Origin of the sequence: Bellilinea caldifistulae (assembly GCF_001306055.1) — a bacterium.
In the GTDB taxonomy this organism is placed as follows: domain Bacteria; phylum Chloroflexota; class Anaerolineae; order Anaerolineales; family Anaerolineaceae; genus Bellilinea; species Bellilinea caldifistulae.
On sequence record NZ_LGHJ01000012.1, the window covers coordinates 65,737 to 91,489 of the forward strand.

The 25,753-nt window shown below is 57.6% G+C and carries 29 protein-coding genes; 4 read left to right on the forward strand and 25 right to left on the reverse strand.

Going from position 1 to position 25,753, the window contains the following annotated elements:
* Positions 1 to 6: 6 nt before the first annotated feature.
* The gene (locus AC812_RS06320; RefSeq protein WP_061919227.1) at positions 7 to 942 is read right to left on the reverse strand and encodes a Gmad2 immunoglobulin-like domain-containing protein; all 936 of its coding nucleotides are present in this window, start codon (positions 940 to 942) and stop codon (positions 7 to 9) included.
* A gap of 14 nt (positions 943 to 956) precedes the next feature.
* Complete coding sequence (gene guaB, locus AC812_RS06325) at positions 957 to 2,411, reverse strand: IMP dehydrogenase (protein WP_061919229.1); 1,455 nt, start codon at positions 2,409 to 2,411, stop codon at positions 957 to 959.
* 48 nt (positions 2,412 to 2,459) lie between these two features.
* Between guaB and AC812_RS06330 the strand changes: the two genes are divergently transcribed.
* Entirely contained in the window at positions 2,460 to 3,059 is a 600-nt protein-coding gene (locus tag AC812_RS06330; protein WP_082149222.1) for a DNA-3-methyladenine glycosylase, read from the forward strand.
* On the opposite strand, the gene AC812_RS06335 is transcribed toward AC812_RS06330, so the two are convergent.
* Positions 3,048 to 3,992, reverse strand: a complete 945-nt coding sequence (locus AC812_RS06335; RefSeq protein WP_061919233.1) for a 1-acyl-sn-glycerol-3-phosphate acyltransferase — start codon at positions 3,990 to 3,992, stop codon at positions 3,048 to 3,050. The two genes, AC812_RS06330 and AC812_RS06335, sit on opposite strands and share 12 nt — an antisense overlap.
* On the reverse strand, positions 3,979 to 5,010 hold the full coding sequence (locus tag AC812_RS06340; protein ID WP_201797733.1) for a glycosyltransferase family protein: 1,032 nt from the start codon (positions 5,008 to 5,010) through the stop codon (positions 3,979 to 3,981). The genes AC812_RS06335 and AC812_RS06340 overlap by 14 nt, the downstream gene beginning before the upstream one ends.
* Positions 5,011 to 5,404: 394 nt before the next feature.
* Between AC812_RS06340 and AC812_RS06345 the strand changes: the two genes are divergently transcribed.
* Complete coding sequence (locus AC812_RS06345; protein WP_061919235.1) at positions 5,405 to 6,118, forward strand: PilZ domain-containing protein; 714 nt, start codon at positions 5,405 to 5,407, stop codon at positions 6,116 to 6,118.
* On the opposite strand, the gene AC812_RS06350 is transcribed toward AC812_RS06345, so the two are convergent.
* The 4 genes from AC812_RS06350 to AC812_RS06365 are packed head-to-tail and all read right to left on the reverse strand — an operon-like array spanning position 6,115 to position 9,397.
* Entirely contained in the window at positions 6,115 to 7,824 is a 1,710-nt protein-coding gene (locus AC812_RS06350; protein ID WP_061919237.1) for a glycosyltransferase family 39 protein, read from the reverse strand. The genes AC812_RS06345 and AC812_RS06350 overlap by 4 nt on opposite strands.
* Before the next feature lie 59 nt (positions 7,825 to 7,883).
* Positions 7,884 to 8,339, reverse strand: coding sequence for a DUF5680 domain-containing protein (locus tag AC812_RS06355; protein WP_061919239.1), 456 nt, complete (start codon positions 8,337 to 8,339; stop codon positions 7,884 to 7,886).
* 1 nt (position 8,340) lies between these two features.
* Complete coding sequence (locus AC812_RS06360) at positions 8,341 to 8,793, reverse strand: YcgN family cysteine cluster protein (RefSeq protein WP_236839277.1); 453 nt, start codon at positions 8,791 to 8,793, stop codon at positions 8,341 to 8,343.
* Positions 8,794 to 8,803: 10 nt separating this feature from the next.
* Positions 8,804 to 9,397 (reverse strand): nitroreductase family deazaflavin-dependent oxidoreductase, encoded by a 594-nt coding sequence (locus AC812_RS06365; protein WP_061919241.1) that lies wholly within the window; start codon positions 9,395 to 9,397, stop codon positions 8,804 to 8,806.
* Between the two features lie 81 nt (positions 9,398 to 9,478).
* On the opposite strand from AC812_RS06365, the gene gatC reads away from it, so the two are divergent.
* The gene (gene gatC / locus AC812_RS06370) at positions 9,479 to 9,766 is read left to right on the forward strand and encodes an Asp-tRNA(Asn)/Glu-tRNA(Gln) amidotransferase subunit GatC (protein WP_061919242.1); all 288 of its coding nucleotides are present in this window, start codon (positions 9,479 to 9,481) and stop codon (positions 9,764 to 9,766) included.
* A 5-nt stretch (positions 9,767 to 9,771) separates the two neighbouring features.
* Positions 9,772 to 11,250: an Asp-tRNA(Asn)/Glu-tRNA(Gln) amidotransferase subunit GatA gene (gatA, locus tag AC812_RS06375; RefSeq protein WP_061919244.1), complete on the forward strand. Its 1,479-nt coding sequence runs from the start codon at positions 9,772 to 9,774 to the stop codon at positions 11,248 to 11,250.
* A gap of 54 nt (positions 11,251 to 11,304) precedes the next feature.
* Here the strand turns inward: gatA and AC812_RS06380 are convergent, their stop codons facing one another.
* The 17 genes from AC812_RS06380 to flgC all read right to left on the reverse strand — a co-directional run bounded on the left by AC812_RS06380 (position 11,305) and on the right by flgC (position 25,704).
* Positions 11,305 to 12,900, reverse strand: a complete 1,596-nt coding sequence (locus AC812_RS06380; RefSeq protein ID WP_061919246.1) for a DUF5667 domain-containing protein — start codon at positions 12,898 to 12,900, stop codon at positions 11,305 to 11,307.
* Entirely contained in the window at positions 12,893 to 13,456 is a 564-nt protein-coding gene (locus AC812_RS06385; protein ID WP_061919248.1) for an RNA polymerase sigma factor, read from the reverse strand. Before AC812_RS06385 ends, AC812_RS06380 begins: the two co-directional genes overlap by 8 nt.
* Positions 13,457 to 13,508: 52 nt before the next feature.
* Positions 13,509 to 13,817, reverse strand: coding sequence for an EscU/YscU/HrcU family type III secretion system export apparatus switch protein (locus tag AC812_RS06390; RefSeq protein ID WP_061919251.1), 309 nt, complete (start codon positions 13,815 to 13,817; stop codon positions 13,509 to 13,511).
* A 3-nt stretch (positions 13,818 to 13,820) separates the two neighbouring features.
* On the reverse strand, positions 13,821 to 15,167 hold the full coding sequence (locus tag AC812_RS06395) for a hypothetical protein (RefSeq protein WP_061919253.1): 1,347 nt from the start codon (positions 15,165 to 15,167) through the stop codon (positions 13,821 to 13,823).
* A gap of 69 nt (positions 15,168 to 15,236) precedes the next feature.
* Complete coding sequence (locus AC812_RS06400) at positions 15,237 to 16,457, reverse strand: flagellar hook protein FlgE (protein ID WP_061919255.1); 1,221 nt, start codon at positions 16,455 to 16,457, stop codon at positions 15,237 to 15,239.
* A gap of 88 nt (positions 16,458 to 16,545) precedes the next feature.
* Positions 16,546 to 16,968: a TIGR02530 family flagellar biosynthesis protein gene (locus AC812_RS06405; RefSeq protein ID WP_061919257.1), complete on the reverse strand. Its 423-nt coding sequence runs from the start codon at positions 16,966 to 16,968 to the stop codon at positions 16,546 to 16,548.
* Complete coding sequence (locus AC812_RS06410) at positions 16,965 to 17,384, reverse strand: flagellar hook capping FlgD N-terminal domain-containing protein (RefSeq protein WP_061919259.1); 420 nt, start codon at positions 17,382 to 17,384, stop codon at positions 16,965 to 16,967. Before AC812_RS06410 ends, AC812_RS06405 begins: the two co-directional genes overlap by 4 nt.
* 12 nt (positions 17,385 to 17,396) lie before the next feature.
* On the reverse strand, positions 17,397 to 18,554 hold the full coding sequence (locus AC812_RS06415) for a flagellar hook-length control protein FliK (RefSeq protein WP_061919261.1): 1,158 nt from the start codon (positions 18,552 to 18,554) through the stop codon (positions 17,397 to 17,399).
* A 2-nt stretch (positions 18,555 to 18,556) separates the two neighbouring features.
* Positions 18,557 to 18,961: a flagellar basal body rod protein FlgB gene (gene flgB, locus AC812_RS06420; protein WP_061919263.1), complete on the reverse strand. Its 405-nt coding sequence runs from the start codon at positions 18,959 to 18,961 to the stop codon at positions 18,557 to 18,559.
* 3 nt (positions 18,962 to 18,964) lie between these two features.
* The gene (locus AC812_RS06425) at positions 18,965 to 19,537 is read right to left on the reverse strand and encodes a lytic transglycosylase domain-containing protein (RefSeq protein ID WP_201797735.1); all 573 of its coding nucleotides are present in this window, start codon (positions 19,535 to 19,537) and stop codon (positions 18,965 to 18,967) included.
* Positions 19,530 to 19,994, reverse strand: coding sequence for a flagellar FliJ family protein (locus tag AC812_RS06430; protein ID WP_061919265.1), 465 nt, complete (start codon positions 19,992 to 19,994; stop codon positions 19,530 to 19,532). The genes AC812_RS06425 and AC812_RS06430 overlap by 8 nt, the downstream gene beginning before the upstream one ends.
* Positions 19,994 to 21,346 carry a flagellar protein export ATPase FliI gene (gene fliI / locus AC812_RS06435; protein WP_061919267.1) on the reverse strand — a complete coding sequence of 451 codons (1,353 nt, stop codon included), beginning with the start codon at positions 21,344 to 21,346 and terminating at the stop codon, positions 19,994 to 19,996. Before fliI ends, AC812_RS06430 begins: the two co-directional genes overlap by 1 nt.
* A complete protein-coding gene (locus tag AC812_RS06440; protein WP_061919269.1) occupies positions 21,343 to 22,269 on the reverse strand; it encodes a FliH/SctL family protein in 927 nt (308 codons plus the stop codon). Before AC812_RS06440 ends, fliI begins: the two co-directional genes overlap by 4 nt.
* A complete protein-coding gene (gene fliG / locus AC812_RS06445; protein ID WP_061919271.1) occupies positions 22,253 to 23,269 on the reverse strand; it encodes a flagellar motor switch protein FliG in 1,017 nt (338 codons plus the stop codon). Before fliG ends, AC812_RS06440 begins: the two co-directional genes overlap by 17 nt.
* The gene (gene fliF, locus AC812_RS06450; RefSeq protein ID WP_061919273.1) at positions 23,262 to 24,935 is read right to left on the reverse strand and encodes a flagellar basal-body MS-ring/collar protein FliF; all 1,674 of its coding nucleotides are present in this window, start codon (positions 24,933 to 24,935) and stop codon (positions 23,262 to 23,264) included. Before fliF ends, fliG begins: the two co-directional genes overlap by 8 nt.
* Positions 24,936 to 24,952: 17 nt before the next feature.
* Positions 24,953 to 25,255 carry a flagellar hook-basal body complex protein FliE gene (gene fliE, locus AC812_RS06455; protein ID WP_061919275.1) on the reverse strand — a complete coding sequence of 101 codons (303 nt, stop codon included), beginning with the start codon at positions 25,253 to 25,255 and terminating at the stop codon, positions 24,953 to 24,955.
* A 2-nt stretch (positions 25,256 to 25,257) separates the two neighbouring features.
* Positions 25,258 to 25,704, reverse strand: coding sequence for a flagellar basal body rod protein FlgC (gene flgC / locus AC812_RS06460; protein ID WP_061919278.1), 447 nt, complete (start codon positions 25,702 to 25,704; stop codon positions 25,258 to 25,260).
* Positions 25,705 to 25,753: the final 49 nt, after the last annotated feature.

Below are 25,753 nucleotides of genomic sequence, written 5' to 3' on the forward strand. Positions count from 1 at the left end.
GATGGATTATTCGCGAATCAAACGAACTGCTTTGAGCGCCAGCACACTGCCGTCGGCGGGGCTCAATTCAAATACCTCCAGGTAGATCACCCCCGGCGGTACACTGCTCAAGTCAATTTGCTCCTGAAAAGTGCCGGGGTAGCCGTAATCCGGGGCATCCACCATCAGATAACTGTACCGGTACTCAACCCCTTCTTCGGAATAAATCCGGTAGTTCAGGGTGGCTTCGAATGGCATGACCGGTACACCACCCCTTACCTCCACCCGATCACCCACCCGGCTGTTTTCGAGGGGTGCTTCCAGGTTGATCTCGCGCCACAAATCCCCAATCCGGGTTGAAATGGAAACCGGCTTCAAGCCAGCCGGAATCAGCCGCAGTGACCAGCGCACCGGTTGATTGGGACAACAGCCCGGATCACTGGGGCCGTGAATCAGCCCTTCAAGTTCGATTCTGGCATCTACGATTTGCAGACTTTCAACCCTTGGGCGGTCATCCACAAAATACAGACCGGCTTGCTCGCCGCTGCCGTCCCGGTTCAACACCGCAACAATCCATACAAATACGCCCGTCCCCCCGTAATTGGCTGCCAGCACAACAGCCGCATCCGGTAGACCATCACCGTTCAAATCCCCAAAAGCCAGCGTATCTCCCAGCCGTACCTCCATAAAATCTACCGCTGCCGGATCCTCGCCCCGCTGAAAGACGCCATCCGTCAGGCGGAAGGAAACCTGCTCCCCTTCCAACCCAACCGGCAGGGTATATTCCATGTTCTCCAGGTGGTTTCGGCTTAGCAATACCGGGGTAGTGGTCAGCGCCAGGGTGGGAGAGGGAGTGGGCATGATCGTCTCTGTGGCTGCAGCCGGCGGATTGAAAGCAACCGGCAAATTACAGGCAGACGCCAACCCCAGCAGAATCATCCACAACAACAAACCACGCCGCATAGCACCAATCCTCCTTATATCAAGCTCACATCGTGCGCCCCGGATTCTTTCTGACCGGCGGGGGTAATGCGGATGAATTCAGCGTTTTGCCATAGTTCCTGTAAGGTATGAGCGCCAGCGTAACTCATCCCGGAACGCAATCCGCCCACAATTTGATGCAGAATATCCCGCACCTTGCCACGGTAGGGCACCAACGCTTCCACCCCTTCCGGCACCACTTCGCTCCACAATTCCTCGGAGTATTCCTCCTCCTGCAGCGGTTTGTCCAATTTGCGCCGCTCGACATTGGCAGAAAGAGATGCCATTCCCCGCACGACCTTATAACGCCGGCCCTGCCGCACAATTTCAGCGCCGGGAGCTTCGTCCGTACCGGCCAGCATGGAACCCAACATCACCGCGCTGGCGCCGGCTGCCAGGGCTTTGGTCACATCACCGGAAGTGCGCATCCCGCCATCAGCGATAATGGGCACATTCAGGCGGTGACCCTCCTCGGCGCATTCGGCTACCGCCGTCAGTTGCGGCACGCCAAAGCCGGTAACCACCCGCGTGATGCAAATTGAACCGGCCCCCACACCCACCTTGACTGCATCGGCGCCGGCTTCCGCCAGTTCGCGCACGCCTTCCGGGGTAGCCACATTTCCTGCCACCAGCGCAACCACCGGAAAAGTCTTTTTCAAACGGCTGACCATCTCGAGCGTATGCTGGGAATGGCCGTGGGCAATATCCACCACCAGCACATCCGCACCGGCTTCCACACAGGCCGCCGCACGCTCCAGATCCTCCGGTCGCACACCGACAGCAGCGCCCACCCGCAAACGGCCATGCTGGTCTTTGGTAGCAAAAGGATGGTCCTGAATCTTGATGATGTCCTGCACGGTAATCAGCCCTGCCAGCCGCCCTTCCTCATCCAGCAGGGGCAGTTTTTCTACCCGTGCCTGATACAATTTCTGGCGGGCCGATTCGAGTGATTCCCCCGCCTGCGCCATCACCAGCCGTTCACGCGGCGTCATCACTGTGCTGACGGAGGCCATCTCATCGGTTGCCAGCAGCACATCGCGGGTTGCCACCAGCCCCAGCACATGCTTCTGCTCATCCACGACTACCAGACCGCCGACATCCTCCGCCTTCATGATCTGGCGCGCCTCCGCAACCGTTGCGGAAGGGCAAATGGTCAGTGGATTCAACACCACCAGACTTTCAGCCCGCTTGACCTTGCGCACCTGCTCGGCCTGCCGTTCGATACTCATAAAACGATGAAGTATACCCAGACCGCCCTGCTGCGCCATCGCAATCGCCATGGATGACTCCGTCACAGTATCCATGTTGGCTGACAGGATGGGGATGTTCAATTCAATCTCTTTGGTAAGCGTGGTCTTGGTGGACACTTCGCTACGGGAACGGATGGAAGATTTTTTTGGCACCAGAAGCACATCATCGAAAGTTAAGCCAGTCTCCGGGCGAAGGTTCATGCTGCACCTCCTGCTGAGCAACAGTTTAGAATCAGGTAAAATACGCTCATGCTGTCTATGTCCATTTTACCGCCAAACTGGTACGAACAGGATGTGGTTTGTGCTGCTCAGCAGTTGCTGGGCAAGCGGCTGGTGCGTTGGTTGAACGGTCAACGGGTGAGCGGTATCATCGTTGAAACCGAGGCCTACCGGGGTGAGGAAGACCTCGCCTGCCACGCCCGTGCCGGATACACCCCGCGAACGCGGGTGATGTACGGGCCACCCGGCCGGGCTTATATCTATTTTACCTACGGGATGCACTGGCTGTTGAACGTTGTCTGCATGGCTGAAGGTTACCCGGCGGCTGTTTTGATTCGCGCCATTCAACCGGTTGAGGGGATCGAAGTCATTGCCAGCCGGCGCCGCGGTCAACCGCCCCCCCAATGGACAAACGGGCCGGCAAAGCTCACTGCCGCTCTGGAAATTGACGGCAGCCTGAACGGGGCCGACCTGACCACCCCCGCAGCCGGTTTGTGGATTGAAGAAGCGCCCCTGCCCCTAAACGCCGTCATTCGAACCTCCCCCCGTATCGGCATCGAGCGTGTGCCAGAACCGTGGAAATCCATGCCATGGCGATTCCATTTGAGCGAAGCAGGCTCAACCGGGTAGTTCCACGCCATAAAATAAACGCTGGTGTTCACTCATCGAACGCAGCACATGCGCTTGAATCATGGGGAAGATGCGACTTTCCCCAGGAGACTCGTTTTGTAAAGTATTCCAACTCAACGGGACAGAAAAGGTGACCCGCGGTTGAATCTTCCAGCGCTGTGGGAATAGCGCCTGAAAAGCCACCTGTACGATCTCTGCCGCTACCTGAGCGTTCCATTGCTGGCGGAAGAACAGCCGTCCCATCCTCAAAGCCAGCGGAGAAGTCACCTGACTGATGATACCAATGACCAACCTGGTCTCCGGCACTTTGCGTAACCATAATTCGAGGCTGGGCAGCCAGGCACGCACCTCGCGCATCGCTCCGCGCATGGTAGCCGGATCCGGTTCAATGGTGCCGCGCGGAAAGGTCAGCAGCACGCCGCCGTTCTTCAAATGTTGAATTACCTCTCTTAACACATTCACCCGCTGTGCCGTATCGCGGGTTGAAAAAATCAAATGTCGGCTGACATGCGGCAAACCCCGCAACAGGGGCATGTCGCGGGCAATCACCTTAACATCCTCTCTTTGCAGTAATTTAGCCAAAATGAACCCGTCAAAAGTACCGGGATGGTTGCAAGCCACAATCAGCGGACCACACTGCGGAATGGACTGCTCGGCGGCCCACTCGATGTTGCAGGTAAACTGCCCTAGAAAGCGCGTCAACCCCACCCTCAGCCCAAAGCGGCGGATATCATCATCCAATCCCGCCAGAACCTCCGCCATGCGGTAAAGCGGGCGCTTCAACAACCTGCTTGCCATGCGCCTGCGCCAATCCTCGGTTGACCAGCCGGAAACCCGAAAGATTTCATATTCCAGCGCAGTATACAGGTCAACGATTTTACGCTGAGGGGGGAGGTGAGCATGGGAATCTCGCCGGTGGTCATGCGCGGACATGCGAAGCCTGACGGGCCAGTTGCAGCCGATAGCGGCGCATCACCTGCCGGCGCTTCCGTTCCGGCAGAGCAAGGATGTACCGGCAAACATTTGCAATCTTTTCCGCCGAGGTTCCCCCATTCTGAAGCGGAAGTAGCCGGCGCGCCTGTTCCACATCCACTTCCGCATACACCGGCTTACCCAACGCCAGCGCTGTGTAGATCACCGTCGAATTTTCCACGACCAGTGCATCACAATTGGCAATCATGTGGTGCACATTACCATCGGTGAAAACCCGCGCAAACGGTGCAATCCATTTGATCTCCAACATGGCCAGTTCAACATTTTCGTTTGGGTGCAGTTTGATAAACAGCGGCCGCCCGTCGGCAATTTGCAATGCCCGTTGCAAAAATGCCAGCCGGTTGTGCAGTTTACCGGTTTCACGGCTGGCAGAAGTAGCCGCCAGTACGTACCCGCGGTAGGGAAAATCGTTTTCAAGGTACTGACGGGCATTGTCGTAATTGGGGATGCCGGTGACAAAGATCTTTTCGGGGCGGATTCCCTTGCGGATGAACAAATCCCGATAACCGGTGGAGGCCACACAAAAAGCCTCGTACTGATCAGAAAGCCCGGTTGCCGCTGTGTTCGCCAGCCAGCGCGGCAGGCGTAAATCTTTGACCAGCTGATAACGCAGGCCCTCCGGCTCGGTCATCCCCTCCTGCACCAGCACAATCGGCTTTTTGCGAATGTTGCGCTGAACGATCAAATCCGTACAGGTCACCACCAGATCGTAATTACCCCGCTGGCCGCCAAAATCCACCGGCAGATGATGGCGCTGCAAGTAAGCCTCTGTTTCCCGGCGATGCCGCCCGCCCAAAATGGTAAAATCCAGTAGCCCATGGCGGGCAGCCCAGCCCATCAGCCCTTCGGCGTAAAAAGGCGTGAACACGCATTCATGTTCCGGTAAAGCCTGGGCAATTTTGTGCATCATCATGGTTTGATTGAGCGATCCGCCGATCAGTAAAATTCTCTTCGCCATTCCCCTGCTTCCTCCGCCATATAACCCGGATGAAAATTCCCTACATTAAGTATCCTTGCCAGATTTAAGAGCCATTCAACTTTTTGATAAGGGGGTGTTATAACCCGGCTAACAAATGATTAAGACCCACACAACCCGGCGTGGGATTTCAATTCATCCCTGGCGTTCCAAATCTTAAAAAGTCGGCAAATGGATAGAAATTGAAAGAGATTTTTGCTATACTTTAATCGTGGAGTACAAGTTGTCCATACCAATCCGCTCCCACGCGTTATTCGTACTGATTCGCCGCGCTCGTCATCGGGTCGCCTGAATTTGCGCATCTGATCATTCATCCCAGGTGACCCTGTCAAAAAGTCAGGGTCTTTTTTTACTCAGTTTCAGGGAGGTGGTTGTGATGTCATACCCATTTCTGAATGATGCCTTACAGGCCGTCAAGTCGCTGGCTTTTCAGCGTGTACCGCTCAATCTGGTCAGCACCTACAAAGGGGTACATTTCATCGAACGGATTGAGCCAATCAAAATTGGAGTGGATTCCATCACGTTCCGCGCTCCCCGCCTGCAAGTGTGCGTGACTTTGCGAGACCCGGTGTACCTGTATTCGCGGGTGCTGCCCGAAACAGTACGCGCCAAACCTCAACTGCTCAATACCAATCCGCAGGAATTAAGGCTGAGCGACTTTTCTTTCAACGGCAACTTGTGGTTTGACCGCATGGAGCAGCGCGTCCAACCCGACCGACCCATCGAGGTCATGCTGAAACTCCACAACCGCATCTACTCAGCCAGCCTGCGGGATATTTCTCTGCACGGTGCCGGGCTGATGCTTTACATTGGGGATCAACCGCAGTTCGATGTGCTGGTCAACACACCGGTGGATTTGCGCTTTGACCTGACCCCCACCACTCCCATGGACGTGCACGGACAGGTGGTTTGCCGCCGCCGTGTTGGTTCGACGATGATGTATCTGGGTGTACGAATTTTCCCCAGCGAAGAGCAAACCCGCTGGCTTGAAAATTACATCGTCCGCCGCAAGCTGGAAATTTTGAACGAGCTGGATGACTTGATCAACGAACAGATGGAGCCGCAAACGGCTGCCGATTTGTACTTCTAAGGTGGGGCACACCGGTAAATCCGGTACGGTTCGATCATCATCGCCGGCTGGCATCCCGCGCTGGTGAGCGGTTGGCGCCAATCCTCTGTCCGTTCGAGAAGCGATTCAAGGCTCTGGTTTGGGTCACGGGTATTGACCACCACAAACGCCTGCATAATAGAATCGCGCTGGTTGAGTTTATCAAACCATTCGGATTGGCCGCCGGCTCGCAGCAGATAATACCAGATCGGCGGTGCGTCCATTCCATCGGCAATCACCACGCCGTCCGCCCCCAGATGTTCCGCCAGCCAGACCGCCGTGAGTTCGGGGGCGGCCGGCTTGGCCAGTTGCATCCCTTTCTGAATTGCCCAGGGCATTGCCAGCAGGATCAAAACGATCACCCAGCCCTGGACCACAATCCCACTCAAATTCGCAGGCCATTTTTTTCGTTTGCTCCACCAATCGAAAAACGCCACCCAGCCAGCGGCTGCCAGCACCAGCAGTAGCACCAACAACCAGATCCAGATCTTTCGCCAGGCGTTCGGCCGTTGAACAATTAAAAGCAAACCCACCCACAACCCTACTGGAAATAATACCGGCACACGCTGACGGCTGGCCGTCGGATGAAACATCAACGCCAGAATCACCCCCGCCACCGCCCAAATAGTGAAGAAGGGATGTACATCCATCTGCCATTCCCGCCATGTTTCACTCAAGCGAGTCAACAGGGTTGGCCAGAAAACATCCCACCCCAGTGGTTGAACAAAGGGATTGCCAAACAGACTTTGCGGGCCGCTGACCAGCAAAACCGGAAGGTAAAGGACGTAAATCCCCACTCCACCGAGCAGACCGCTGACAATCAACGCCAGCCAAAATCGCTGACGGCTGCCGTATGCCTGAGAGATTTGCGGCTCCACCCATGCAGAAAGGAATAACCACAGATACGACGCCCCCAGCGGATAGAGCATGACCGGCACGGTGTAAAAACCCAGCGCAGCAATCCATGAGAAAATCAGCCATCCCGCCCAATTGGGATGCGTTTTGAGATACGTCGCCAGTGTCCAGGCTGCCAGGCTGAAGCAAGCCAGCAACGTATATCCCCGCCCGTCAGCCGAACCGCCCACCAGCAGGGGCGTAACCGCTACCAGACCGGCTGCCAGCCAGCCAGCCCGGCGGTTGTACCAGACCCTGCCCAGTCCGTAGGCAGCCGCCACACTCAAAACTCCGCCCAAAAAAGCCGGCAGGCGCATCACCGCCGGGGCATCTCCCAGCAAACGGGTTGAAAGGTGAACCAGAATGCTATGAAACACATGATTATTGGGCAAATGATAATCGCTGATCACCGCCCACAGGGAACGGCGCGCAAAGCCAATATAGGTATAGGCTTCGTCATGCCCAAGCGGCTGATCCAGAAACGGAATTCGCAAGGCGATAGCAGCGGCAATCAGCAACCCCAGGCGCAGCCACTCCGCCCTTTCCGCCCCCGCCGGACGGAAATCAGTCCGCAGATCCTGCCATCCGCGGCGGAGTTTCAGGGAACTTTCCTTCAACCAGTGCGGTTTACGGTCAATCATCCACGCCAGCACCAAAGCCGACAGGCCCGCCAGAGCGAAGGCCGGGCGCAGCATCCAATGCCGTTCAGGGGTGAACCCATCCATTGCGCCATCGGCTGCAAGTCCGTCCATCAAAGAACGCACCAGCGGGAAACCCGCCAGCGCCGCGAACATTCCTGCCAGCCCTGCAATCAAAGCCAGCAGCGCAAGGATGCGCCAGAATCCGCTTTTACTCAGTTGATCATCCCTCCGCTGAAGGTCAACTGATAGGCAATCCGTTCGCGATGGAAAATGACTTCCATTCCCTCGAACCATTCGACCGTGCCGCGCCATGCACAGGCATAGCGAAAATCGCCGTCCTCAAAGGAATCCGGCCCGCGGAAAGGCGCCTGGGCATCCACTTGTTGCAGGGCTTGCCGCAAGAATTGAAAAATCTGCCCGGCAGGCGGCTCTTCCAGCTTCACCCCCCCGGCATAGACCATTGACCACCACGGCCGGTTGCGATAATAAACCATCTCCTGCCCGGCGAAGAACTCTTCCCCAAAGTACACGTCCCGGTAGAACCAGTCTCCCAGGCGGTATTCCAGTTGAATGCTGCCCGGCAGGAGCGGCTCGACGCTGGCAGTCATGCCGGCAGCGTAAGCATGGCGTTTGGCTTCAATCAAAAATGGAACCAGTTGAGAACTCATTTCACTCCTCATCCAAAATGTAATTTTCCAAATCGTCCAGGTCTACCCCTAATTCAGAAATTGCCCTCCCCAAAGCAGATGCGCCGGCGCGGTGAACGCTGCGCGGATCGCCGCTGATCAGCGGGTGCCAGTCCGGCAGGTCTTTGCCCAGCGCCAACCGCCGGTAAGCACAGGTCTCCGGCAGCCATGTAAAAGTGCGCGCGGTTTCGGGGGTGATTCGTACGCAGGTGCTGACTTTTTGGAAGCGGTTTGGGTAATCCTTGCAACGGCAGGTTTTCAAATCCAGCAGACGGCAGGCAACCGCAGTGGTCAGAATCGCTCCGCTCTCCTCATCTTCGATACGGTAGAGACAGCACCAGCCGCAGCCATCGCACAGCGATTCCCACTCGGCAGGGGTCATTTCCTCCAGCGATTTGCGTTTCCAGAACGGCACAGCAGTCGGATTCTCAAGCACGCCGATTACCTCATCCTTTGCGCGGGCGGCGCTTGAGCAGCAGAAACAGCAGGAAGAAGGTCGTCAGCGGCCATACCCATGCCAGGTCGCCTGGCCCGCCTTCACCGGTTCGGGCAACCGTGCGGCGGATACGGATCAAGCGGTAATCGCGGGTCAGGCGTTCCAATTCTTCATCATTGAGTTTGATCGGGTCAACCCCAAACAACCGCGCCGCAAAACCGCTGGCGATCAGCACCTGCCGCATAATCGGCAGGCGTACATCCGCATCCAGCACTTCCTCGGCAATTCCAGCCCACCAGCCATCCGGTAGCCACACCTCCACCTGCGGGTTGACAATGATGTTGCGATACCAGTCCGAAACCTGCCCAAAACCAGCCACACAGTAGATCTCGCCGTTGACAATGGCGTAATTGACCGGCGTGCGGTAACGTTTGCCGCTCTTTCTGCCGCTGTGTTCCAGCACCATCACTTGCCCGGCGTATTTGGGAGCAGCGTTAATGTGTTTGCCCAGTCCCAGGCGCCACAGCCACACCATCAGTAAATTGCCCTTCTTGAAGTACCCCCGTAAACGGTGCGCCATTTCAGCGGATATCGGCTCTTTCATCCTCTCCCTCCCTCCAAAAGACCACCAGACGTTGCCCGTTTTGGTTGCAGTGAAGTCATACTGTCTATTATAATACGCCGCATGACTCTGACTCTGGCGGAAGTTGAACACATTGCCCAGCTGGCGCGCCTGCACCTGAGTGAAGAAGAAAAAATTCGCTTTCGGGAGCAGCTCTCGGCCATTCTGGATTATGCAGCGCGTTTGCAGCAGGTGGATACACGCGACATTCCACCCACTTCCAGCGTTCTGCCGCCGCGCAGTCGGCTGCGGGAGGACGAACCACGCCCGGCTTTGCCGCAGCAGGTGATTCTGGCGAATGCCCCCTTCCCCTACCAGGGATACTTCCGCGTGCCGCCGGTGCTGGAGTGAATCGCATGGATGATCGGCTCACCCTTACCGTCCGGCAGGCGTTGCAGTCCCTACAAAACGGCTCACTTTCGAGTGAGGAATTGACCCGTGCCTGTATTGAACAAATCGAACGGCTGGAAAGCAAAATTCACGCCTTTATCACCCTCACCGCCGAAAAAGCCCTTGAAGATGCCCGTCGGGCAGATGCGCGCCGCATCGCTGCCCACCGCCACCCGGATGAGACTTTGCCATCTTTGCTTGGGCTGCCAATTGCCGTCAAAGACCTGTTGACCGTTGCCGGTGTACGCTGCACCTGCGGTTCTCGCATTCTGGAAAATTATGTTCCTCCCTTTACGGCCACCGCTGTCCAGCGGCTGGTGGATGCGGGAGTGGTGATTGTCGGCAAAACCAACACCGATGAATTTGCAATGGGATCATCCACCGAAAACTCGGCCTACGGTGCAACCTTCAACCCGTGGGATACCGGTCGCGTGCCAGGCGGTTCCAGCGGTGGTTCGGCGGCTGCCGTGGCTGCCCGCATGGTGCCCGCTGCGCTGGGCACCGATACCGGCGGGAGTGTCCGCCAGCCGGCGGCTTTTTGCGGTGTAACCGGCATTAAGCCCACTTACGGCAGAGTTTCCCGCTACGGGCTGGTGGCGTACGGCTCATCGCTGGATACGGCAGGTGTGCTGGCGCACAGCGCCGAAGACGCTGCCATCTTGTTCTGGCCAATGGCAGGGTTTGACCCGCTGGATGCCACCACCGTCGAACAGCCGCCTTCGGTCTGGCACACCCCGGAATCCGAAACGCTGAAGGGGTTGCGGATCGGCGTACCCAAAGAATACTTTCTGCCGGGCATGCAGCCTGAGGTAGAAGAAAAGGTCCGCGCAGCCATTCGGATGCTGGCAGAACTGGGTGGCGAGGTGCATGAGATCAGCCTGCCGCATACCGAATACGCCCTGCCGGTTTATTACCTGATTGCCCCGGCAGAGGCTTCCGCCAATCTGGCGCGTTATGACGGTGTACGTTTTGGCTACCGCGCCAGCGCAGACACCCTCGGCGAATTGTTCAACCTGAGCCGTTCGCGGGGTTTTGGAGCAGAAGTCAAACGGCGCATCATGCTGGGCACCTATGCCCTCTCGGCCGGTTATTACGAGGCTTACTACGGACAAGCCCAGAAAGTCCGCACGCTCATTCGTCGGGATTTTGAAGAGGCATTTCAACAGGTGGATATCATCGCCACGCCGGTTACGCCAACCACCGCTTTTCGGGTGGGTGAACACCGCGATGACCCGCTGGCAATGTATCTCGAAGATGTGTTCACTCTGCCAACCAATCTGGCCGGTGTGCCGGGGCTGGCTTTCCCGGTGGGATTTGACCGGCAAGGCTTGCCGGTCGGCATGCAAATCATGGCTTCTCACTTTCGCGAAGACCTGCTCTTCTCCGTGGCTTACCACTACCAGCAACACACGGACTGGCACCGACGACTGCCGCCGCTTTTATAAAAAAACAACCGGCAGGGGGAACTGCCTGCCGGTTGATGAGGAATGATCCGCCGCTCAATCAGGGCTTCCCTGGCCCGGATTTACGGGCGGCTGTTTGTCTTTGGGAGGTTTATTCAAGCCGGGCGGGGTAACTTTCTTGCCCGGATTTTCATCCGCCGGTTTTCCACCACCGGCTGGCGGTTGTGCGCCGGGTTTATTGATCGTCTCCGGGCTGGGAGTGGCTTGCGGTGTGGTGACCGGCTCTTCAGCCTCGCCAGGCGGTGATTTGCGGTCTTTGCCAATCCAGCCCATCTCCTGCCAGACCTTGCCCCAACCGCCCTGTTGCTGTTTCATGGCAAAGAATTGATCGGCGGGCAAGCCGGATTTCTGGCTGGCTTGCAGGGCTAGCATGATCTCGCCCATGCCGTACCCCTGGCAGAACCAGCCCATCACCTGTTCGTAAGTCACGCCATATTCTGCCGCCAGCTTTGCGCCAACCGGATGCTGCTGGGTTAAGTCGGAGCAGTAATTACCCTGATTGACCAGCTCCGGCGTCGGTGTGACGGTACCTTCGGGAGTTGGTATTTCGGTTGCGTCAGATGGTGTTTCCTCAACCGGCAGGGTAGGCGTTGGCAGGGGTTCAACCGGCTGATCCAGCATTGCCAGATGACGCCAGACTTCACCCCAACCGCCCAATTCGACTTTGAGCAGCAGGATTTCCTCCGGAGTCAACTCGCTGTGCTGACTGGCCTGCAGGGCAAGCACAATCTCACCAAAACCAAAGCCCTGACAGAACCAGCCCATCACCGTTTCGTATGGAACGGCATAGGTGGCCGCCAGCTTCACGCCTACCGGATGAGTCTGGTTGGTGCAACCCGCCAACGGAGGCTCGTTTTGGGGAGGTTCTTCTCCTTCAACCGGCTCAGGCGCAGGGGTTTCCTCCCCAAGGCTCTGTTCAAGCGCGCTCAGTTGATCGGCCGGCAGTTGATCCAGCAAAGCCGTCATCGTATCCACCTGCCGGGCAATCAATTCAGCCGGGTTGTCCGCCGAATTCTCCATCAAACCTTCGGTCAGGCTGGTTTTTTCCAATGCCTGTCGAGTCAGCTGCCAGTAACCAGCGACGACTTCCGGGAGATAATCATAGACCTGATTTTCAATTAACTTTTCGGCTTCCTCTAACCGACGGTTGGCAAATTCCAGCGCCAGTTGAGTTTGAGCCGGCTCACTACTCACCGCCAGACGCAGGGATTCAATCCCGGTTTTCAGCGGATACAGAGGGCTGTCAGGCAAAGCCTGACCGGATGCCTGCACAGCAGCTCCTCCGCCGAACAGGCTTGCCAGCAAAACCACAATCGCTATCCAGTTCATCACCATTCTCCTTGACCATTGCAGGGGTTGAGTGGAAATTTGCTTAAAGAGACGAAACGGATTGCGATTCGTTACAGCCGGAACGTCGGGGAGACGTGCGCTAAGGCGCGCCCGCGCTGAGCGGCGGAACGCTGCCCGCGGCTCGACCATGCCGGCCGTGCGCACATGCATAGCCATCTTCAGCAGACCTTCCAATTCCTGCCGCTGAGCGGGATAATGTTGCAAACACTCTTCGATGCTCCATCGGCCGCTTTCTACCGCTTGCAGGCACTCATCGAAGATTACTTCCAGATTTTCATCCATCCTGTTTCCCTCCTCTATCCAGCAGGGCTTGTAGTTTTTTCAAAGCCCGGAATTGCAAAACACGCACATGACTTTCACTCACACCAAGCACAGCAGCCGTTTCAGCGTGGCTGAGCTGGCTGACAAACCGGCAGACCAGCACTTCCTGATCCTGTTCGTCCAGCCGGGCAATGGCTCGTGCCAGCACACGCCCGTCTTCACGGTTCAGCAGCACCTGTTCGGGATTACCCTGCCCATCAGCCGGAATTTCCAATGGTTCCAGTGTGACGGTATTCTTGCGGGTACGCAGGTAATCCACCACCTGATTATGCGCGATGCGGTAGAGCCACGCTCGAAACGACTGAACCTGCTTTTTGGGCAGATTTTCCCAGGCTTTGAGAAAAATCATTTCCGTCAAATCCTCCGCATCCAATTGGCTGCCAATACGAAAATAGCAGTACCGGTAAACAGGCACCAGATAGCGTTCGTACAACATGCCATAGGCTTCCTTGTCACCAGAGGAGACTCGTTTCAGCAGGTCGTCGTCGCTGATGAAGTGCGGCGCGGCTTTCGTCATAACCTGAAGTATAAGACGAATAAGGACAAAATTTGTTACAGATTTCCTGTGTTTAGAGACCCTTTTTCTGGACAACCCGGTAGATGTACGCCAGTACCTCCGCCACCACCAGATAAAGCTCCGGCGGAATCTCCTCATCAAGATTGAGCATGGCCAGTGCTGCGCTCAATTCGGGGTCTTCGTAAACCGGCACCTGATACTGACGCGCCAGCGCCACAATCTGCTCGGCAATTTTCCCCCTGCCGCTGGCGACCACCCGCGGCGCCCCATCTGTCTGCGGGTCGTAAGCCAGAGCAGCCGCCGTTGGACGACGGGACGCCGCCCTTTTTTCCCCACTGTAAAAGCGTACCCGGCGGTTCACCGCTCACACCTCCAGATCAACCCATGCCAGCGAGGGGCGCGCCGGCGCAGGACTCAGGGCGGACGGCATCCAATCCACCTGCCCCACTTCCACCCGGCTGTCTTGCAGGTTGTAGCCCAAATCCTGCAACGCCTCTTCCAAAGAGGGCATCTCGCTGCGGGTTTCGCTCAGCCATTGCACATCCGGCGCGGTCACAACCACCCGCATCTGCCTGCCGACCACCGAAAGCGCCACCTGAAAGACCCGATCCGGCTGTACCTCGACCTGAATATTCAAGGTGGTGTGCAGAGGATCAATCCGGGCTGCCCCACCTTTCTCGCGGCGCGCCACGCGCAGGCGCACCGGTAGAAAACCCCGCTCATCCCCCGATACTGGACGGGCAAGCAGCATTCTGGCTTCCGCCCAGGCCCCCTCCCCGGGGACGGGCTGCGGGGGCAGGTTGAGCAGCCCGCTCATACGCGCCTGATCCAGAAAGCGTTGAACCTGCTCGGCAACTTCACCCAAACCGTTTTGACGCAGTGCAGTAATCAGACGCACCGCTTCCATCCAATGTGACTGTCCGGGCTGTCCCTCGATCCCCTCACCGGCTCTCAGCAGGATGTTTTCGAGTGTTCTCCCCCCAAAACGAACCGCCTCACGGATGCGGCTGGCAAGCGTTTGAGCATCTGCTCCTGCCGGCAGCAGCAGATGCTGAAAAAGATTTTGTAAGGTTTGCAGCAACTTTGTCTGCTCCGCTGTCAGGGAGGGATTGGCCTGAGCGGATTGCAGACCTCCAATCAGATTAACCAACCCCTGCGGGTAAATGGAGCGAGCACGCAGGGCTACTGCCAGGGTTTCCTCATTCAACGGCAAACCGGCTGCCAGCATGGCAGCCGCCATTTCCGCTTCAGCCTGGCCCCAACTCCCGCCCCCCAGCGCAGCCAGCATTTTTTGCAGGTTTTCGGGGCTGATTTCAAGGTGCTGCGCCAGCGCCGCCCGTGCCAGCAGCAGCAACTCCGGGCGCACCGGCAAACCATACTCCTGCAGAATGCGCAGCGCCATTTCCTGCACGGGTAAACCGACTCCACTCCCTGCCGCGCTGGGTTGAGGCGGATTGAAAATCTTGAGTGTGATCGCCTCCTGATCCATCGCCGTCACGATGAATTGAGCGACCTTCTTCCCCGCCAGTTGAGCGGCTTCCTGCTGGGAGACCAGCCGCGCTACAATCGGGTGGCCGTCTATGGAAATGACCGCTTGCGTGCCGTTGATTTGCAAAATCTCGGCCGTCACCCGCTGAAACAGGCGCAGCCCCGAATCGGGTTGGGCTATATTCGGGCTGGGGTTGAGCGGGAGGGGCGCCTGGATATTCATAAAAGCCCTTTCATCCAATTCAATTGGCTGGCGCACCCAGTGCGGTGCGCCAGCCGTATGCTTCTAGGCTTAGCGTTTCAGGTTGACCAGTTCCTGCAGAATTTCATCCGAAGTGGTGATCACCCGCGAGGACGCCTGAAAACCGCGCTGCGCCAGAATCATGTTGGTAAATTCCTGCGCCATGTCCACATTGGAGGCTTCCAGATAGCCAGCCGCCACCAGACCACGCCCGCCAGTGCCGGGCAGACCGATTTCCGGCTCGCCGGAGTTGAGACCCTGCTGGAAACTGGTGTGGCCAACGTGAATCAGACCGGCCGGGTTGTTGAAGCGTGCCAGCGCAATCTGAGCCACTTTTTCGCGCATGCCATTGGAGTAGACCAGAATGATCGCCCCATCGTTCGGCGAGATGTACACATCCGAAACGGTGCCGGTCGGCAGACCGTCCTGACTCTGGACGGTGATGCTGCTGGAACCGGACAGCATGGTGGCGGAGGAAAGATTGAGGTTCAGGTTGTTGATCGGGTTGGCTCCCGGACTGGCAGGAATGGAAACCGCTGTCCCGACCGTATTGCTGACATAATGCCCGTCACCATCGAACACGAGGGTACCCTGCCCGGTTGCGCCGGTCGGGGCAGTGACCTGCCATGTCCAGGTATTTGCAGCCGTGCGGGTGAATTGCACCGAAGCCGTGTGCAGCACCCCCAGCGAGTCGTACACCCCCATGGTTGTGGTAACCGATCCGCCGATGGCCGTATCGGCGCTCAGATTACCCCCGTAGTTGACCGTGTTGGTGGCGCGCGCCAGCGTGCGGTTGGCGTTCAGGCGGATATCGCCGATCGGGATGTTGAAATCAAGGTTTCCAGCCGCGTCCGCCTGCCAGCCTTGCAACCGCAAACCGGTCGAGGAATTAACCAGATAACCTTCCGAATCCATGGCAATTGAGCCTTCCCGCGAGTAGTTGCGCTGCGTTCCGCGCCCGTAGATGAAAAAGCCATCACCCTGCAGGGCTAAATCCATGTTGCGGCCGGTGCTTTGCAGCATCCCCTGCGTAAAAATCGGCGAGATGAAGCCCAGTTGCAAACCCAACCCGATTTGAATGGGGTTGGTGCCGCCCAGCGTAGAACTGGGGCTGGCGCCGGGGTTCATCAATTGCGAAAACTGATCGTGGAACAGAACCCGGCTGGCTTTGAAGCCGGTTGTGTTGGCATTGGCGAGGTTGTTGGCAACCACATCCAGATAATTCTGGTGCAGATTCAAGGCGCTGATGGCCGTAAACATTGAGCGTAACATTTTTTGTGCCTCCGGATGATTTTTGATTTGTTCACAGGCTTCCTCCGAGAGGGCCGACCTGTGTGTGTTTGTAGAGAGTCCTCGAACTTCAAGCAGTTTGGTCTAATTTACCGTGTTGCGAACGGGTTGGTTCGGCAATCACCACGCTGTCAATCTGGGTGAAGACCCCTTCTCCGCGATGTTGAGCATCCACTGCCGTGACCACCAGCCGCTCGCGCACATTGACAATAAAAGCCAGATCGTCCATCATCACCAGCGATGACTTACCTCCGCGCTGCTCGGCTTTTTCGATGGCCTGGGCAAGGCGGTTGACATGTTCGTCACTGAGGGCGATTTCGCGGCTTTGCAACCGTTTTTGGGCATGGTTGGAAAAGCGTACCTGTTGAACCTGTGCAAGGGTTTCCGCAAATGCCGGGGTGGACGCCTCTGGCGCTGGACGGGCAGGTTTGGCTGGCCCGTTTGCCGCGTTATTTTGAGCGCGTTCCAGCTGGACGCGGAAAACCTCACTCATGCAGCACCTCCACGAATTTCAATCACATCGCTCAGCGGAGCTTTCTGGCTACCAATTTGCAGGTAAAGCACCCCTTTTTCGCTGGTGACCCCGCCGACCACCCCCTCCAGCGTCGAGCCGTCCTTTTGGGCAACTTTGACAATTTTGCCGATCAGGCTGGCCGCATAAGCATTCTGGTTGGCGGCTGCCGCACTATCCAGCACCACCCGCATCGCTTGCAGTTCTTGCAGTGAATTGAGCTGGGTAAACTGGCTCATCATTTCACTATCCTTCATCGGCTCCAACGGATTTTGATGGGTCAATTGCGCCACCAGCATGGTCAAAAAGTCGCCCATGCCCGGCTGATTGCCGATTTTGGGGGTATTTGTCTGACCCACACTGGAAAACAACGATGGAGAAACTTCCGAAACTTGCATGGTTTTACCTCCTCAAATGCGATAATCCACCCCGCTGACCGAAAGGTTTTGCCAGCGTTCGGCGGGTTCGATGAACGAACCGCTGCCCTGCTCGGTTTCCCGTCCGCCGAACGAGCGGCTGCGCGGGCTGTGGCCCTGAAAGCCGCCCTGGGGTTGGTGGGACGGGTTTTCGTGATGAATGTTCAACTGAGCAAGGTTGACCCCGGCTTCTGTCAAAGACTGGCGCAGCTGATTCAACTGGGCTTCAAGCAGCCGTCCGGTGCTGGCTTGTTCGGCGTAAACCGTCACGTGGACGCCCTGTGAACTGCTGGCAAAGCGGATATCAATACCGCCCAGTTCCTGAGGATGCAATTGCACCCGCAGGCTGGAACGCCCCTGCTGGATTGACGCCTCCATTTGACTGGCAATCTGGCGGACCACATCTACCAACGTCCGTCCATGCACCGCAGGAGTTTCGGCACGAATTGGAATGACCGCTTCGGCTGTGGAGGAATGCCCCGCTGGAGGGTGCTCCACAACGCTTTCGACCTTGACCGTTGGGGTTTGCTGCGGTTCTTCAGCAAGTCTGGTTCTGGCCGGACTTTCTGCTTTGCTTTCAGGTTTGATCTCGGTGGTTACGGGTTTTTCGCTTTTCACCTCCGTAGGGGATTGGGGTTGAATGAGGGTTTCTTCTTCTGCCGGCTGGCTCAGGCTTTGTTCCAGCGCAGAAGCAAAATCAACTCCGCCCTCGACGAGGGCGCCTTCTTCGGCCGCAGGCAAAGGCTGTAACATCCCGCCATCCGCCGGTTGAATCTCTCCTTCGGCAAGGACGTCCGGCTCTCCCTGCACTACCGGTAGCAGCACGCCTTCGTTGAGCAGGGCGGGTAAGCCGCCGCTGATTCGGGCTGTCGGCTGTTCGGCAGCGGTTTCGGCAGGGGACATGGGATTCTGATCCGGTTGATTTTCGTTCTCAACGGCCGGCTGCCGGGCTGCTGCCGTGCCTGCCGTTTGAGATGCCGCCGCCTCTGACTGAGCCTGAGTTTGTTTTTCCTCCTTCTGGCGCGCCCGCAGGGTCTGCTCAAAAGTGAGCGATTCGCTACGGTGCGCTTCTGCATGCGGTTTGGCCGGACGCAGCGCGCTTTCAGGAGGCGGTTTGCTGACGGGCAGCACTTCCAATAAATTGATGTCCATTTTCACCTCGACATTGCAATAGTTTTGAGGAGCGCCAGTTTTTTACTGACCGACTGAGTCAGCGCCTGATACTGAATGCCGGTCTTGTTCATTTCCAGCAGCTCCACATCAATATCCACGCTGTTCAGGTCGGCCCGCAGGCTGCCGCCCGGACGCTGCGACACCTGAAAGCCGACCCGCCGCGCGGGTGATGCCAGATGAGCCTGATGCGATTTTTCCAATTCCACTCCTTTCTTCCGCTGAAAGACCTGTTTCAGCGTATCCTCAAAGTTAACCTGTTGGGCACGGTAGCCCGGCGTATCCACATTCGCCAGATTGCGGCTGATCACCTGCTGGCGCAGGCTCAAACCATCCAGCGCCAGCCGGGCAGCCTGCAAAGCATCGTCACTGATCCAATTTCTTGTCATACTTCACCCCGACCACCGGTATAAACTGCTCTGAAAATACCCCATCACCCGCTGAACGTAAGTTTGGGTTTCACGGTAGGGAGGGATGCCCTGATAGCGGTCAACCGCCCCCGGCCCGGCGTTGTAGGCCGCCAGCGCCAGCTGCACATTGCCGTTATAGCGTTTGAGCAAATTGCTCAAAAAGCGCACGCCGCCGTCAATGTTCTGGGCCGGATCGAATGGATCGCTTACCCCCAGACTGCGGGCTGTTCCGGGCATCAGCTGCATCAACCCCATGGCGCCCGCCGCCGAAACTGCTCGCGGGTTGAAGTTAGACTCAGCCTTGATGACCGCCTGTACCAACGCCGGATTGACAGCGTATTTTTGGGCAGCCTGCTCAATCAGCGCATCGAAACCGGAAGGCGAACCCGCCATCCGTAAGCCTTGCGGCGAGTAACCCCCGCCGGCTTCACCGTCCAGGGGGTTAGCCCCCGTTGCGGCCTGATTCTGCCCCGGCTGTGCCAATTTTTCGATCAACTGGAACAGCAACCGGTAAATGACCGCCTGAAATTGACTGCTGAAAATTGAATTATCCATGGGGAGCCGCCTCCGAAAGCCGCTGGCGGTAAGCATGGGCAATGTAAATGTCGTCCTGCGCGCGGGCTTCTTTTTCCGCCTCCAGCTGAGTGTAGTGTTCGATGTGCTTGCGTTTGAGAATTTGGAGGGTTTCTTCCTCCTGCCGGGCTTTGACCAGTTCCACCCGTTTGCTTTCCACAGCCGCGCGGGCCTGCTCCAGCTGGCTTTCCAGGGTCTTTTTCTGCCGGTCGGTATCCTGCAATTCAGCCCGCAGCAGAGCCAATGCTGCCAGGTCCAGCTCGCCCATCTGCATTTCGGCAATCTGGCGCATCAGCCGTACCCGCCGCTCGCAGAGATGCTCCAAAGCGTTCTCAATCTTCATCTGCTCCATCAGCCGCTGGCTCAATTCCAGCTCGCAAGATTCCACACGGCTGTGACGCACATCCAGCACACTTTGTAAATTAAAACGCGGTACCATTATTCAACCTCCTTTACCGGCTCAGCCGTCTTTTCTCCCACCGCCATCTGCAAAATTGAAAGGGTTTCTTCAAAGGACGAAACTTCCTTGCTGCCTTGTTGTAAAAAGGCTGTCAGCATCGGCATCACCGCAATGGCAGCATCAATGTCCGGGTCGGAACCGGACACATACGCGCCGATATTGATCAGATCGCGCGCCTTTTCATACGTGGCGAGGTGCTTGCGGGCAGCCGCCGCCAGTTTGAGGTGCTGTTCATCCGTGAGCGCCGGCATCACCCGGCTGACGCTGTTCAACACATCAATTGCCGGGTAATGATTGCGAGCCGCCAGGGCACGGCTGAGGATGATGTGGCCGTCCAATATACCGCGCACCGCATCACAAATCGGCTCATTGAAATCATCTCCTTCCACCAGCACGGTGAAGAAACCGGTGATCGAGCCGTGCTGATTGCGCCCGGCCCGTTCCAGTAAGCGCGGTAGCAGCGCAAAGACAGATGGGGTGTACCCTTTGCTAGCCGGAGGCTCGCCCACCGAAAGACCGATCTCGCGCTGAGCCATCGCAAAGCGGGTGACCGAGTCCATCAGGAAAGTTACATCCAACCCGCAGTCGCGGTAGTACTCGGCAATCGTCATCGCCACAAAGGCGGCTTTCAGGCGCACCAGCGCCGGCTGATCGGAGGTGGAGACCACCACCACCGAACGCTCCAGCCCATCCTCTCCCAGGTCACGTTCGATGAATTCGCGCACCTCACGGCCACGCTCACCGATCAGGGCAATTACCGAGATGTCACTGCGCGAATTGCGGGCAATCGAACCAAGCAGGGTACTTTTACCCACACCGCTGCCGGCGAAGATGCCCAACCGCTGGCCCTTGCCGCAGGTTAGCATGCCGTCAATCACCCGCACTCCCGTGACCAGCGGTTCGACAATCGGTGGGCGTTCCAACGGATGGGGTGCAGCGCGGTTGGTGATCTTCCACTCGACCGTGCCGAGCGGGCCTTTACCGTCAATCGGCTGTCCCAAGCCATCCAGCACCCGCCCCAGCAGGGACATACCCACCGGCGCTTTGAAAACGCTGGAAACCGGCCGCACCAGACTATCCGGTTGAATGCCTTCCATCGTCCCCAGCGGCATCAGCAGCATCCGCTCATTGCGGAAGCCGATCACCTCGGCCTGAACTTTACCCCGGTGGCTGGTCTGGATCTCGCACACCTCTCCAATCTGGCAATTCAACCCGACCACCTCGATGGTCAGACCGATCACCTGAGTGACCCGTCCGGCAACCTGCACCGTGGTCAGGTTGCGCAGCATGGTGCGGTATCGGGTGAGATCGGGCGGCTGGATCTCGTTCATAGTGGCATCTCCTGATTGGATTGAACTTCGGCAAACGATGCCAGAAGATTGCGCAGTTGGGTTTCAACCCGTGCATCCACCGCCCCGTACTGCCCCTGAATGTAACAACCGCCGCGGGTGATCCCCTCAGCCGGGATCACCTGCACCTTATGCCCCAGCACCAGCGCCTGATACTCCTTCCACTCCGGGTCGAGGCAGGCTGCATCCTTGGGATTAAGGTAAATCTTCAACTCGCCCAACGTGCTGGCCTGCTCCACAATTCGGTTCAGGTTCAATTGGAGAGCCTGATCATCCAATGCGACTCCCTCTCCAAACAAAGTGACCGCCATCTCGCGAATCATTTCCAGCACAATTCCTTCGCTGGAGGTGGTCAGATTTTGCTTCCAAGCCTTTGCTTCGGCAATCAATTCAGCACAGGCTTGCAAGGCCTCCCGCATTTCCTCTTGAGCCTGCGCCAGCCCTTCCTGATAACCGCTTTGGCGCATGGCTTCCAGTTCATCGGCTGCCCGCAGGCGTATTTGTCCGGCTTCTTCCTCGGCCCGCCGCAGGATCTCAGCTGCTTGCGCCTCAGCCTGTTGGATGAGGGACATGGCCTCTTGCTGTTCACGCCAGCCGGCCTCGTGCGGCTGATCGCCGACAAAAAAGCGATTTCCTCCCCCGTCCTCGTCCACAAACGGCGGGATGTGCTCCAAATCGGGAACATTCCAGACCTGCAAGCCTCTCAGCTGCTCACCCCGCAGCAGGCCAGAGCGGACGCTACTGCTGAGGGACGGTTGTGCCTCGGAAAGCATGAACAGATTGAGAATCTCGGCAGCCTGTTCGCGCGTTTCAACCCCGGCTTGCTGGTCAAAATCCGGCAGTTGCCACGGGGAAAAACCCGCAGCCGACGGATTGTGTTTGTAAATCCTAGAGGATGACTTCATTTTCGCCACCACCGCCAATCACAATTTCGCCGGCTTCTTCCAGCGCCCGCACTGCGTCCACAATCTTGCGCTGGGCGGCATAGACGTTCTTTGCCAGTTGCGGGCCTAAGATCTCAATCTCTTCTTTCAAGTTTTCGCGCGCCCGTTCGGAAAGGTTGTTGAAGATCTTTTCTTTCAATTTTTCCGGGGCGGCTTTGAGCGCCAGCGCCAGCTCAGACTTGCTGATGTCGCGCAGCACCCGTTGGATGGCGCGGTCATCCAGTTTGATCAGGTCATCAAAGGTGAACATGTTGGCGCGGATCTCTTCCACCAGTTTGGGATTGCTGGCTTCCAGCGCTTCCAGAATAGTCTTCTGCACGCCACGATCCACCATATTGAGCATTTTGACCAGAAAAGTCACCCCACCGGTGGCGCGGAAATCGGCCTCGCTCAACACGCTGGAAAGCTTGTTCTTCAAGTTGCGCTCGACCACCTGTACCACTTGTGGAGAAACGCGGTCCATGACCGCCAGCCGCAGGGTTACTTCGACCTGCAATTCTCGCGGCAGGCTGGTGAGAATATCGGCAGCCACTTTGGCCTCCAGGTAAGAAAGTACCAGGGCAATCGTCTGCGGCATTTCCTCCTGCAACAGAGCAGCGACCTCTTCGGGGTTGGCATTCCGCAGCATCTCGAACGAGGACAGTTGTTGATGCACCGAAATGCGCTCCAAAATCTCAGCACCCCGCCGCGGTCCAACCGCCCGGGCCAGTAATTGACGGCTGTACTCGATCCCGCCGCCGCGCAAAGCCGCATCCGCCGTGCTGAACTCAACCGCTTCCTGCAGGGCTATCCGACGTACCTCCGGCGGGATCGGCCCGGTTTTGCCCAATGCCAGCAGCACCCTTTCGATCTCACCCTCGGTCAGGTACTGCAAAACTTTGGAGGAGGTATCCACCCCCAGGGTCAGCAGCAACGCCGATGCTTTGTCAATTCCCGAAATCGCCGTGGATGGATTATCCATGGTTCCTGTTATCCTCGTTCAACCAGAGTTGGATAATTTCCGCTACGGTGGCCGGGCTTTCCTCCGCCAGCCGGCTGACGACTTTGGCCCGTTGTTCATCTTCCGCAGTGTTGACCGGCGTAAAGCGGGAGGAAAGTTCCACCATCACATCTTCGGTTTTCTGATTGAGAGCCGCCCGTTGAGCCGACATGGGAGGCAATCCGGCGGCGGCTTCGGGCGCAGCAATCTGCCCCAAGGGGACAGCAGCCTGCCCTTGTAAAGCCGCCAGTTCACCGGCCGGCATCATCACCGGCTGCCAGGCCTGCGCCGTGGCTGTGCGCAACTGGCGCATCTGACGTGAGAAGAAGAAGATCAGGGCTGCCAGCAAAATTACCGCCGCTACAGCCAGCCCAATTTGAATGTACAGGTTGGTCTGTTCGGCCTGAGCCATTTCAGCCGCCTGTTGCTCGTAGTAAGTGCGGTCAAACGGCATGGACTGCACCACCACCTGATCGCCACGCGCCTCATCCACACCAGCGGCTGCCGCCACCGCCGCTTTGACCGTCTCGACCGACTGGGCATCCAGCCCATCCACCATCACCGAAACGCTGATGCGGCTGATGCGCCCCGGGGACTGCACTTCGCGGGCTTCCACCTGACTGACTTCGTAATTGACGGTCTCCTCGGTACGCGAGTAGGTCATCGCCCCGTTTTCACCCGTCACCGGCGGCAGCGGAGTTGGCAGGTTCGAATCTGCTCCCGGCACCCCACCTTCAACCGCGCCTGATGTCGTGTAATTTTCCACAATCTTTTGTGAACTGCGCACCACCGGGGTGGGCTGCTGCTCCATCGTGCTGGAAACAATTTCACGCTGGGTCCAGTCCATCGCCACGGCTGCCTGCACCACCGCGCGGTTCGGGCCCAGCGTGCGGTCGAGCATCAACTGCACCTGTTTGCGGATCTCCGCCGCAGCCGCCTGCTCGGCAGCCCGCTGGCTGTCGGTTTGAGCGCTCAGCGAACCGGCTTCGTTGCCGCCGCCCGCCAGCAAATTGCCGTTACTGTCCACCACCACCACATTTTCAGGCTGCAAACCTTCCACACTGCTAGCCACCAGATGGGTGATCGCCCGTACTTGAGCCGCATCCAGCGCCTGTCCCATGCGTTCCTTGATGGTAATCGAGGCGGTCGTGGGCGATTGCTCGCTGCTCAACAGGGTGCGTTCGGGGCGTACCACATGTACCCGCACGGCTTCCACAGCTTCCAGGCTGCCAATCGTGCGTTCCAGTTCGCCTTCCAGAGCGCGCTGGTAATTGACTTTTTGTGTGAATTCGGTCATGCCCAGCGTATTACCGCTGAATAATTCGTAACCGACCGTCCCGCTTTTGGGCAGTCCTTCGCGCGCCATGCGCAGACGCACCTCGTAAACTTGTTCGCTGGGGACGAGAATGGTGCCGCTGTCCCGCAGGCGATAGGGGATGCGGTTTTCGTCCAGTTTCTGCACAATTTGGGCAGCGTCATTTTCGCTTAAGCCGCTGTAAGCCACTGAATACGAAGGGGTATTCGCCCAGTTGATCAGCACCGGTACCAGAATCAGCGCCGCCAGCAGCAAAGAGATGATCACAATCCGCTGGGATTGACTTTGTTTCTTCCAGTAATTCAGAAATTGGTTTTGCAGGGGTACCATCATAAGCGTTTCTCACCCGTTTAGACTTGCATGCGCATGATTTCGTGATAGGCTTCCACCAGTTTGTCGCGGATTGCCAGCGCCACACGGAAATTGACATCGTTTTCTTCCAGCCCAATCATCACCGTGTGCAGGTCAACATTCTCGCCCAGCGCCAGTTTCTGCACCAGATCATCCGCCTTCAGCTGCGATTCGTTGAGCGAATTGAGCATTTCCTCGAACGTCTTGGTGACCGACTGCAGGCTGGCGGAAGCCGGTTTGGGAACACCCTGCGGCTCACTGGCACGATAGACCGATGAAATGGAAACCGGCGGTATGTTCACGGCTACCTCCCAATATCCAGCGCCCTCAGCGCCATGCGCTTGGCAGCTTCGATCAGCGTTAGGTTGGCTTCGTAGGAACGGGTTGCCGAGATCATGTTGGTCATTTCCACCAGCGGGTTGACATTGGGATAGGTAACATAGCCTTCCTCATCCGCGTCCGGGTGGGTGGGATCATAGACCCGCGGGCCGGGTTCGGGATCGGTGATGATTTGGGCAACCCGAACGCCACCTTGAACAGCAGCCGGCTCGCCGCGCCGCGCTGCCACAAACGGTGGCAGAAAGCCGCGTTTGTTCTCCGGCATGAAAACCACATCCTTACGCTGATACGGCCCGCCCTGGGCTGTACGTGTGGTTTGGGCGTTGGCAATGTTGTTGGCAATCGTATCCAGCCTTAAACGTTGAGCCAACAGGCCCGATGCACCAATTCGTAGAGACTCCCAGAAACTCATAGCACCACTCCTTGACTCCTGACAGCAGGATAGCACAAGCCGAAACGAA